At 73.2% G+C, this 10,792-nt stretch carries 10 protein-coding genes; 7 read left to right on the forward strand and 3 right to left on the reverse strand.

Annotated elements, in window-relative coordinates; all coding sequences use genetic code 11:
- Positions 1 to 24: 24 nt before the first annotated feature.
- The gene (locus EEJ42_RS48455; protein ID WP_009714582.1) at positions 25 to 630 is read left to right on the forward strand and encodes a YdbC family protein; all 606 of its coding nucleotides are present in this window, start codon (positions 25 to 27) and stop codon (positions 628 to 630) included.
- A 40-nt stretch (positions 631 to 670) separates the two neighbouring features.
- On the opposite strand, the gene EEJ42_RS48460 is transcribed toward EEJ42_RS48455, so the two are convergent.
- On the reverse strand, positions 671 to 1,297 hold the full coding sequence (locus EEJ42_RS48460; RefSeq protein ID WP_123108502.1) for a TetR/AcrR family transcriptional regulator: 627 nt from the start codon (positions 1,295 to 1,297) through the stop codon (positions 671 to 673).
- Positions 1,298 to 1,390: 93 nt separating this feature from the next.
- Here EEJ42_RS48460 and EEJ42_RS48465 point away from each other — a divergent pair, with 93 nt between their 5' ends.
- The 5 genes from EEJ42_RS48465 (at position 1,391) to EEJ42_RS48485 (ending at position 6,246) form a co-directional block, all read left to right on the forward strand.
- Positions 1,391 to 3,055: an ABC-F family ATP-binding cassette domain-containing protein gene (locus EEJ42_RS48465; RefSeq protein ID WP_123108503.1), complete on the forward strand. Its 1,665-nt coding sequence runs from the start codon at positions 1,391 to 1,393 to the stop codon at positions 3,053 to 3,055.
- A gap of 10 nt (positions 3,056 to 3,065) precedes the next feature.
- A complete protein-coding gene (locus EEJ42_RS48470; RefSeq protein WP_123108513.1) occupies positions 3,066 to 3,725 on the forward strand; it encodes a histidine phosphatase family protein in 660 nt (219 codons plus the stop codon).
- Positions 3,726 to 3,736: 11 nt separating this feature from the next.
- Positions 3,737 to 4,627 carry an ADP-ribosylglycohydrolase family protein gene (locus EEJ42_RS48475; RefSeq protein WP_123108504.1) on the forward strand — a complete coding sequence of 297 codons (891 nt, stop codon included), beginning with the start codon at positions 3,737 to 3,739 and terminating at the stop codon, positions 4,625 to 4,627.
- A 192-nt stretch (positions 4,628 to 4,819) separates the two neighbouring features.
- Entirely contained in the window at positions 4,820 to 5,521 is a 702-nt protein-coding gene (locus EEJ42_RS48480) for a ribonuclease HII (protein WP_123108505.1), read from the forward strand.
- Positions 5,522 to 5,589: 68 nt separating this feature from the next.
- Entirely contained in the window at positions 5,590 to 6,246 is a 657-nt protein-coding gene (locus tag EEJ42_RS48485; RefSeq protein WP_123108506.1) for a hypothetical protein, read from the forward strand.
- Between the two features lie 80 nt (positions 6,247 to 6,326).
- Here the strand turns inward: EEJ42_RS48485 and EEJ42_RS48490 are convergent, their stop codons facing one another.
- On the reverse strand, positions 6,327 to 6,947 hold the full coding sequence (locus EEJ42_RS48490) for a hypothetical protein (RefSeq protein WP_123108507.1): 621 nt from the start codon (positions 6,945 to 6,947) through the stop codon (positions 6,327 to 6,329).
- Between the two features lie 220 nt (positions 6,948 to 7,167).
- Positions 7,168 to 9,357 carry a RecQ family ATP-dependent DNA helicase gene (locus tag EEJ42_RS48495; RefSeq protein ID WP_123108508.1) on the reverse strand — a complete coding sequence of 730 codons (2,190 nt, stop codon included), beginning with the start codon at positions 9,355 to 9,357 and terminating at the stop codon, positions 7,168 to 7,170.
- 110 nt (positions 9,358 to 9,467) lie between these two features.
- Between EEJ42_RS48495 and EEJ42_RS48500 the strand changes: the two genes are divergently transcribed.
- Positions 9,468 to 10,792 (forward strand): DUF4192 domain-containing protein (locus EEJ42_RS48500; protein WP_246097994.1); only part of this gene is annotated, 1,325 nt, incomplete at its 3' end.

The raw sequence follows: 10,792 nt of genomic DNA on the forward strand, positions 1-10,792 counted from the left end.
CCGTCGGGGCCGTAGGATGGCGCGGTGCTGGTCAAGTGGATTCGCTGCACCGTCGTGGACCGTCCGGGGTTCGAGCGGGGGCAGCGGAAGTGGGCGGGGATGCCCGGCGAGCCGGGATTCCGGGGGCAGGGCGGTGGCTGGAGCCGGGGGCGGCCGAACGTGGCGCACATTTTCGCGTTCTGGGAGAGCCGGGCGTTCTACGACTCCTTCATGGCGCGGTCGCACAATCGGTTGGCGGCCGCGCAGTCGGGCACGTACCGGAACATGCAGGTCCGGCTCTTCGAGCATCGCTTCGATGTGAAGGTCGGCTTCCAGCCCCGGTTCAACGACGCGGACGTGCTGCGGGTCGCGCACTGCCGGGTGCACGCGGACCGGGTGGACCACTTCACGCTGGTGCAGGAGAAGGTGTGGAATCCGGCGATGGCCGGGTCGCCCGGCATGCTGCGCGGGGTCTTCGGCGAGGCGCCGGGCAACGAGTTCCTCGTGCTGTCGATGTGGGACTCGGCCGCCGAACACGGGAAGTACCGGGTGGAGCGTGTGGAGCGGCTGGGGTTGCGCGCCCAGACGGAGGCGGACGTGGCCGCGATAGCCGGCGACGTGGTGGGCGTCGAGTCGGCCTGGACGGTCTGAGGGGCCGACCGGTTGAGGTTTTGGGCCGCGCGTCCGAGCGTCACCCGGCCGGGAGGTACGCCCCGGCCCGGACGGCGGCGGCGACGGCGGCTGCCGACTGGTCGGCGAGCGGTGTGCCGATGGGTTCGCGAGTGATCAGCACCCGGAAGAACAGCGGGGCGGATACGGCGCGGACGACCGCCGCGGCGTCGGTGCCGACGGGCGCCTCGCCGCGCTCGACAGCCCGCGTCACCACGGATTCACACCGGGCGAACCGCTCGGCATAGAAGTCATGGAGCGCCTCCGCCGCGCGCCGGGACTGGAACGCGGCGGCGACGAAGGCGGTCGGTGCGGCCGCGGCCGGTGCGTCGCCGAACGTCTCGGTCACCTCGCGGGCCAGGGCCTGCAGATCCCCGTCGAGGCTGCCGGTGTCGGGGGGTGTCCAGGAATCCTCCCCGGCGAGCTGGAGCGCGTCGGCCACCAACCCCTCGATGCTGCCCCAGCGCCGGTAGACCGTCGTCTTGTGGACGCCCGAGTGCTCGGCGACGTACTCGACCGTCAGGCCCGGATAGCCGTGCTCGGCGAGGCCGGTGAGCACGGCGTCGCGCACCGCGGCACGGGTGCGCGCGGTGCGCCCGCCGGGGCGGACGGTGCCGGGCGTGTGGGACGCACTCTCCGACAATTGCAACTCCTGTTGTGTTAGCGGGTTTCCTGTGTCACCCTGAGGGTAATGCAACTATGGTTGTGTTTACAGGCTCTGTTTGTATGACGTACCGCTCGGATGCGCGGAGGTGTGCCCTTGCCCACTCAGATCTCACTGCGCGGTGTGACGCTGTCCCGAGGCGACCGGACCCTGCTCGACGACGTGTCGTTCGCGGTGCGGCCCGGTGAGCGCGTGGGCGTCGTCGGGGAGAACGGCGCGGGCAAGTCCACGTTCCTGCGTGCCCTGGCCGGTACCGAACCGCCGGACGACGGCGTGGTGGTCACCATGGCCGATGGCGGCCTGGGACACCTCGGCCAGACGCCCGAGCTGCCCCCTGATCACACGGTCCGCGATGCCGTCGACGCGGCCCTGGCGGAGGTCCGTGCCCTGGAGCGCAGACTGCGCGAGCTGGAGGCCGAGCTCACCGGCTCCGCTCCGGAGGCGCTCGCCGAGTACGGCGAGGTGCTCACTGCCTTCGAGGCGCGCGGGGGCTATGCCGCGGACAGCCGGGTCGAGAAGGCCCTGCACGGTCTGGGGCTGGGGTCCGTCGGGAGGGAGCGGCGGCTCGGCAGCCTCTCCGGGGGCGAGCAGGCCCGGCTCGGGCTGGCCTGTCTGATCGCCGCGGCTCCCGAGGTGATGCTTCTCGACGAGCCGACGAACCATCTCGACGGCACGGCGCTCACCTGGCTCGAGGACGCGCTGCGGGCCCATCCGGGCACGCTCGTGGCGGTCTCCCACGACCGCATGTTCCTGGAGCGGGTGGCGACCGCGATCGTCGAGGTGGACGCCGACCGGCACACCTTGGTGCGGTACGGCGGGGGCTATCGCGGATTCCTCGCCGAACAGGCCGCCGCCCGCCGCCGCTGGGAGCAGGCCTACGAGGAGTGGTGCGCGGAGACGGCCGCGCTGGCCGAGTCCGCCACGACGGTGGCGCGGCGGGTCGCGCCGGGCCGGGGCATGAAAGACGGCAACAAGATGGCCTACGACCGCGACAGGGGGCGGGTGCAGTCCTCGGTCTCCAGCCGTGTGCGCAACGCCCGGGAGCGGCTGCGCAGGCTCCAGGAGGACCCGGTGCCGCGCCCGCCGGAACCGCTGCGGTTCGCCGGGCGCCCCGCGGCGGGCGGCGAGCAAGGGGCGCTCGTCGGCCTGGACGGGGTCAGGGTGGGTGACCGGCTGGCGGTGGACGCGCTCACGGTGGCCGCGGGCGAGAGGCTGCTCGTCCACGGTGCGAACGGGGCGGGTAAGTCCACCCTGCTGCGGGTGATGGCCGGTGTGGAGCGGCCGGACGAGGGCCACGTGGTGCGTCGAGGCCGCATCGGCTACCTCGCGCAGGAGATTCCGGTCGCCCGCCCGAGGGAGCGGTTGTTATCGGCCTTCGGGCTCGGGCTGCCGGGTGCGGCGGAGGATCACGCCGCCTTGCTGCTGTCCTACGGCCTGTTCCATGAGCGTGATCTCCATGTGCCGGTGGGGGCGCTCTCCGCGGGTCAGCGCCGCCGCCTGGCCCTCGCCCGGCTGCTGGCCCGCCCCGCCGATCTCCTGCTGCTCGACGAGCCCGCCAACCATCTCGCCCTCGGCCTCGTGGAGCAGCTGGAGCAGGCGCTGGACCGATGGGAAGGCGCGCTGGTGGTGGTCTCGCACGACCGGCTGCTGCGCCGCCGGTTCACCGGCCGTCTCTGCGAGATTCGCGACGGCCGCCTGGTGACGGAGGAGGGGAGCGAGGCGCTTGCCCGACGCCCGATCTAGGGTGGGCCGCATGGCACGACCCCGGCGCATCATCCTCATACGGCACGGAGAATCGGAGGGGAATGCCGATGACTCGGTGTACGAACGCGTGCCCGACCATGCCCTGAGACTGACCGAGACCGGGCGGCAGCAGGCGCAGGAGGCGGGTGTCCGGCTGCGTGCCACCTTCGCCGACGAGCGCGTTTCGGTCTATGTGTCGCCGTACCGGCGCACCCATCAGACCCTGGCGCTGCTCGGCCTGGACCCTTCCCGTACCCGGGTCAGGGAGGAGCCGCGGCTGCGCGAGCAGGACTGGGGAAACTGGCAGGACCGCGAGGACGTGCGGAAGCAGAAGGCGTACCGCGACGCCTACGGGCACTTCTTCTACCGCTTCGCCCAGGGCGAGTCCGGGGCCGATGTCTACGACCGGGTGGACGCGTTCCTGGAGAGCCTGTGGCGCAGCTTCGAAGACCCGGCGCACCCGCCTAACGTCCTGCTGGTCACCCATGGGCTGACCATGAGGCTGTTCTGCATGCGCTGGCTGCACTGGAGCGTGGCCGAATTCGAGTCCCTGTCCAACCCGGACAACGCCGAGACGCGGATGCTGCTGCTGGGCTCCGACGGCCGCTACCACCTCGACCGCCCCTTCGAGCGCTGGTGTACGCCCGAGCCCTACGGACTCACCGGTTAGAGTGCCCAGCGATGACCGCTGACCGTTACCACCGGGCTCTGGCGAGCCTGCGCGGGCTGTCCGTGGGCGACGCCCTCGGCTCCCAGTTCTTCGTTCCCGCCAACTATCCCTTCCTCAAGCGCCGAGAACTGCCGCCTTCCCCCTGGCAGTGGACCGACGACACCGAGATGGGCTGCTCCGTGCTGGCCGTCCTCGCCGAGCACGGCCGGATCGACCAGGACGACCTCGCCCGGTCGTTCGCCGTGCGCCATGACTTCGACCGGGGGTACGGCCCCGCCGTGAACCGGATGCTCCGGCTGGTCAGGGAGGGCGGCGACTGGCGCGATCTGGCCTCCGGGCTGTTCCAGGGGCAAGGATCATGGGGTAACGGCGCCGCCATGCGGATCGCTCCGCTGGGCGCCTGGTACGCCGGGGACGTGGAGCAGGCGACGCATCAGGCGGAGATCTCCGCGTACACCACGCACCAGCACCGGGAAGCCGTGGCGGGGGCGATGGCGGTGGCCGCCGCGGCAGCGGTGGTGGCCGACCCGGCGGGCCACAGCGGGCCGGAAGCCCTGCTGGACCGGGTGGTCGAGGTCGTCCCGCGCAGCGCCGTCCAGGCGGGGCTGCGGCGCGCCCGCGACATGCTGGACTACGCGGACGCCGGTACCGTCGCCGCGGTGCTGGGGTGTGGCCGCCGCACCAGCGCCCACGACACCGTGCCCTTCGCCCTGTGGGCCGCGGCCCGGCACCTGGATTCCTTCGAGGACGCGTTCTGGACGACCGCGCAGGCAGGCGGGGACGTGGACACCACCTGCGCGATCGCCGGGGGAGTGGTCGCGTCCGGTTCTGGCGGCGCACCGCCTCGCGCATGGCAGGAGCTCACCGAGCCGCTCCCGGCCTGGATCCCGGCGGCGGACTGACGGACGGTACCGAGTGCCGCCCCCAGATCGCGGCCGGGTACCCCGCACCACCGAATCCCCCCGCGCCGCGTCCGGTTGGGTACGGAGGGGCGTCGAAGCCGTCCCCGGCCGGACCCGTTCCGGTCACCCGGGGGCGCAGCGCCTGATCCGGGTACACGGCGCCCGGGTGAGCGGCGTAATGTTGTCCTCGCCATGGCCTACCAACCGCCCACCCACAGTGTCGAGCGCTCGCTCCGCGCCACGACAGGAGCCAAGATCGTCGTCGGTGTCGACGAGGTCGGGCGAGGGGCCTGGGCGGGCCCGGTGACGGTCTGCGCGGCGGTCACCGGTCTGCGGCGCCCGCCGACCGGGCTCACCGACTCCAAGCTGCTGAGCCCCAAGAGGCGCACGGAGCTGGCGCACGAGTTGGAGACGTGGGTCACCGCGCACGCCCTGGGTCACTCCTCGCCCGAGGAGATCGACGACCTGGGGATGACGGCCGCCCTCCGGCTCGCCGCCACCCGGGCTCTCGAGGGGCTGCCCGTCCGTCCGGACGCGGTGATCCTCGATGGCAAGCACGACTACCTCGGCGCTCCCTGGAGGGTCCGCACGGTCATCAAGGGCGATCAGTCCTGTGTGGCCGTCGCAGCCGCCTCCGTGATCGCCAAGGTGCGGCGGGACGCGTTGATGGCCGAACTGGGAGACGCACACGCGGACTTCCGGTTCGGGGACAACGCCGGATACCCGTCCCCCGTGCACCGCGCCGCCCTGCGGGACCAGGGGCCCACGCCCCACCACCGGCTGTCCTGGGCCTACCTGGACGGGCTGCCCCGCTGGCGGCATCTCAAGCGCGTGCGCACCACACCTGGACCGTCCGAGCTGGAGGTCGACGGCCAACTCGGCTTCGACTTCTGAGCAGACCGAACGGTCCAAACCACCACCCGCCGGTGCGACTCGCACCGACGTTTGATAGACATCAGCCCATGCCTCTCATCCCCGAGGAGCCTCAGATTCACGAGAGTGTCCCGGGTCCTCGCGCGACACCGGCCGCAGGCCGCACCGCGCCGACCCCTCGTCCTGTCCCTGGTCCCGGCCCCCGGCCCGCCCCGCGGCGGCCCGGCAGCCCCGGTCCGAACCGTGGTTCCGCCGGGACCTCGTCTGCTCCGTCGCAGCGCACCACGAGCGATGCGGCGAAGCCTGCGCCGACCGCACCGACGGCCTCGGCTGCCAAGACTGCCCCCGCCTCGACGGCCGCGCCCCAGATCCAGCTGATCCCCGCCTCGGTGGACGGCGCCCTGGACGCGGCGGACGAGGCGGTCGACCTGCTGCTGGACTCCGGCCGGGCGCCAGGCGACATCCTGGTGCTGACCACCGGGGACCAGCATCCGTGGGCGGCACACGAGTTGTCCTTCGGCGAGGCGTCCTACTGGGCGCAGCACGACGCCGGTGACGACGTCTTCTACGCCGCCGCGGACGCCGCCCGCGCCAAGGGCCGCTCGGTCGTGGTCGTCGCCGTCAACGGCGGAGCGGACGATGCCGTGGCCGGTGCACTGCCCCAGGCGATGAGCCGCGCCTCGGCGCTGCTGATCGTCTGCGGTGACCCGCAGCGCATCAATACCCTCATGACCGCGGGCGTCTGATTCCGCAGTTCCCGTACGCCCGGTGCCCGGCAGCCCCTGACGCACGTCACGGAGCTGTCCGGCGTCCGGACGGCCGGCGGTCACACGGCCGCTGAGCGGTGCAGCACCTCGTGTGTCCCGTTCAGGGGACGCGGCAGGGGCGCCGCGTCGCCATCGGGTGCGGGGGCGATCCCCAGGGTGGTCCGGAGCGAAGCGGAGTGCGGCCGACGGCCGCCCCGCCCCTCTCCCAGGACCTGCCAGCCCTCCCGGGTCAGCGTGATGTACGCACCACAGCGCAGCCCGTGCAGGGTGCAGGCGTCCCGCAGACCCCACATCCAGGCGCCGTCCTCTTCGGTCCACCGGCTCTCACCCTCGCGGCAGTAGAGCAGCACGGCGGTGCGGACCGGCGAGCGGCGCCGCAGATCGTGCGGGATCACCTGGCGCAGCTGCGCCAGGAGCGCGTTGCGGAAGGCCCATCCGTCGGGTGCGGCGGAGCCGTGCTGCCTGAACGAGGCGCTCGCCGTCAGGCGTTCCTCCGGATCGAGGACCGCGACGACGGCCGTCGAGGGAGCCGGCAGATGGCGGCTGTGCAGCCCGAGGACGACCTCGCGCGGATTGCGCAGCAGCGGAATGCCGGCGGCGGCCCATTCGGCGGGTTCGAGCATCCGGCCCAGCCGGACAGCGGGGTCGGCGGACGGTGGCGGAGCGAAGCCGAAGGTCACGGTCCTCCCTTCGTCTGCGCGCCCATGGTCCGTGCGAGGGTCGGGCGCGGGCGCACACCACGACACGGCCCCGTCAGGACCACGAGAGGGCCGGCGCGGGGAGCTTCTGACAATTCTTGCGGGAAGCGCTCGCGCGCGGCAATGAGCAGTTGGCACACCTGGCCGGTTTGCGGCTATGTGCCTCCTATATTCCTCACCCCTCTCCGGACCACCGTCGTGCTCAGCCCTGCACGGCGAGGACCAGCGGAAACACCGCCGCCGCACCGGCCCGGCGGAGCAGCCGGGCCGCGACGGCCAACGTCCAGCCGGTGTCCGCCAGATCATCGACGAGCAGCACCGGGCCACCGGCCTCGGCGAGGGCCGACGCCAGTGCGGGCGGCACGGTCAACGCCCCGTGCAGCGCCCGCAGCCGCTGCGCGCTGTTGGTCCGCGGCACGCGGGTGTCCACCTCGGTGTCGTGGTACGAGACGGTGCCCAGCAGCGGCATCCGGCCGATGGCGGCGATCCGCTCCGCGAGGCTCTGGATCAGCTGAGGCCGGGTGTGCGAGGCGAGCGAGACAACCCCCACCGGACGGGCCGGCGCGTCCGGGTCGCCCGACGCCCAACCGCCGGGGCCCTTGGCCCAGTCCGCGAGCACGGTCACCACCGCGCTCGCCACATCGTCGGGGACCGGGGTGTCCGGGGCCTGCGGCGCGAGCAGCGGACGCAGCCGGTTTCCCCAGCCGATGTCGGAGAGGCGGCCCAGCGCCCGCCCGGCCGCGGCCTGTTCGCCCGCCGGGATACGCCCCTTGAGGTCGACGCCGACCGCGGGCAGCCCGGTCGGCCACATGCGGCGCGGCTCCACCTCCACACCGGGCCGCCCCAACTCGCCACGCGCCGCGTCGAGCGAAGCGTCGGACACCTCGGTGGTGAACCGGGGCCCCGCGCAGTTGTCACAGCGACCGCAGGGCGCCGCCTTCTCGTCGTCCAGCTGCTGCCGGAGGAACTCCATCCGGCATGTGGCCGCCGAGGCATAGTCGCGCATCGCCTGCTGCTCCGCCTCGCGCTGCCGCGCCACCCAGGCGTACCGCTCGGCGTCGTAGGTCCAGGGCCGGCCGGTGGCCGTCCAGCCGCCGCGCACCCGCCGCACCGCCCCGTCCACGTCGAGCACCTTGAGCATCGTCTCCAGACGCGACCGCCGCAGCTCGACCTGCGGCTCCAGCGCGGGCAGGGACACCGGCCGGTCCGCTGCCGCCAGGACGTCGAGGGTGCGGCGCACCTGCTCCTCGGGCGGGAAGGCGAGCGAGGCGAAATAGCGCCAGATCGCCTCGTCCTCGCGGCCCGGCAGCAGCAGCACCTCGGCGTGCTCCACACCACGCCCGGCGCGCCCGACCTGCTGGTAGTAGGCGATGGGGGAGGAGGGCGAACCGAGGTGCACCACGAAGCCCAGGTCCGGCTTGTCGAAGCCCATGCCCAGCGCGGAGGTGGCGACCAGCGCCTTGACCCGGTTGGCCAGGAGATCCTCCTCGGCCTGCTGGCGGTCCGCGTTCTCGGTCTTGCCGGTGTAGGAAGCGACGGTGTGGCCGCGCTGCCGCAGGAACGCGGTCACTTCCTCGGCCGCGGCGACGGTGAGGGTATAGATGATCCCGGAGCCCGGCAGCTCATGGAGGTGGTCGGCGAGCCAGGCGAGCCGGTGAGCGGCATCCGGCAGCCGCAGCACGCCCAGGCTCAGGCTCTCCCGGTCCAGCGGCCCGCGCAGCACCAGAGCCCGCGCGCTCCCCTCGTCGTCGCCCGGCTTCTCGCGCCCGCCCGTGCCCAGCTGCTCGGCCACATCCGCCGTCACCCGGGCGTTGGCCGTCGCCGTCGTGGCCAGCACGGGCACGCCCTGGGGCAGGTCGGCCAGCATGGTGCGCAGCCTGCGGTAGTCGGGCCGGAAGTCATGGCCCCAGTCGGAGATGCAGTGTGCCTCGTCCACGACCAGCAGCCCGGTGGCGGCGGCGAGCCGGGGCAGCACCTGATCGCGGAAGTCGGGGTTGTTCAGCCGCTCGGGGCTCACCAGCAGCACATCCACCTCACCCGCGGCCACCTCCGCCTGGATGGTGTCCCACTCCTCGGCGTTCGAGGAGTTGATGGTGCGGGCGTGGATACCGGCTCGCGCCGCGGCCTCGACCTGGTTGCGCATCAGCGCCAGCAGCGGGGAGACGATCACGGTCGGGCCGCTGCCGCGCTCGCGCAGCAGCGCGGTGGCGACGAAATACACCGCGGACTTGCCCCAGCCGGTGCGCTGCACGACCAGCGCCCGGCGGCGATCGGCGACCAGCGCCTCGATGGCCCGCCATTGATCCTCCCGCAGTCGTGCGGAGCCGGTGGTGTCCCCGACGAGGCGGGCCAGGACGCGGTCGGCCGAGATACGCAGATCTTCGTCGCTCATGCCCCCATGCAACCCGATCCCCCCGACAACGCGCGAGCGGGGCCCGCAGCCTGTGGATAACGTTATCCACAGGGCTGGCGGAGCCGACCGGGCTGAGGGACCGTCGGGTCATGACTCGAGACAACGACACGGCCGGTCTGTCCGGCGAGGAGCAGGTCACCCTCCGCAGCCCCGCCGAGCTCGCCGACGCCCTGCCCTACGTTCTGGGCTTCCACCCCGATGACAGCGTGGTGATGATCGCGCTGCACGGACCGCGCGGCCGGTTCGGCGGCAGACTCCGGCTCGGCATCCCCCGCGTCCGCGAGGAGTGGCCCGAGGTGTGCGATCAGCTCGCCGAATGCCTGATCGGGGGCAGTGAGCGGCGTGGTGACCGGCCCGACGGGATCGTGCTGTTCCTGTGCCAGGAACCGGCCGAGGGCGAGTCCGGGCGGGAGGTGATGGAGCGGCTGCGGCCCCTCGCCCAGCGTCTGCGCACCGCGTGCGGCGGCCTCGAGGTGCCGGTCTTCGAGGCGCTGTGCCTCTCCGACGGCCGGTTCTGGTCGTATGTCTGTCCCGACCGGCGCTGCTGTCCGCCGGAAGGGGTCCCGCTCGCCATGCCGGGCACCTCGGTGATGGCCGCGGCCGCGACCTTCGCGGGGGTGCATGTGCGCGGTTCGCTGCGCGAGATGGAGGCCAGGCTCGCGCCGCTCACGGGGGCCCGCGCCGAGGGGCAGGAGCGGACGCTGGACATGGCCGGGAGCCGGCTCGTACCGAAGATCCTGGGAGGTGTGGACTGTGCCGCCGTGCGGGAGGAGACCCTGGGTCTCGCGCGCCGGATGATGGACCGCTTGCGCGGCGCGCCGCCGATCGCCGACCCGGGCGCGGCCGATGCCCGCGACGACGGCCTGCTGGACGACGAGGAAGCCGCCTCGTTGATCATCGGGCTACAGGACAGGATGGCGCGTGACCGGGCCGCCCAGTGGATGGAGGAGCCGGACGCCGAGGCGGCATTGCGGCTGTGGCGCGCACTGGCCCGCCGCTGCGTCGGCTCGTACGGGGAGCACGCCGCGGCCCCGCTCACCCTTGCCGGGTGGGTCGCCTGGTCATCCGGCGACGAGCCCTCGGCCCGGGTCGCGCTCGGCCGGGCGCTGCGGGTCGATCCGCACTACCTCTTCGCCAAGCTGCTCCACCAGGCGTGCAACGAGGGGCTCGATCCCGAGCTGTTGCGCCAGTGTCTGCGCCGGGACAGTGCGGACCAGGCGGTGCACGCCGCGGTCCACGAGGAGCTGCGACGGCTCGACGGCGCGGCCGCCGGGGCGGCTCCTGAGCCCGCGGGTGCGGAACCCCCGGCGGCGGACGGCGGAGGGCATCCGGAGCGGACCGGACGGCGCTGGCCCGTGCGCACCACCGGACCGGGCGGCCCCACCGGACCGGGCGCGTCCGCTGCCAGGCGGCG

The sequence above is a fragment of the Streptomyces botrytidirepellens genome, from assembly GCF_003721215.1.
Lineage (GTDB): Bacteria > Actinomycetota > Actinomycetes > Streptomycetales > Streptomycetaceae > Streptomyces > Streptomyces himastatinicus.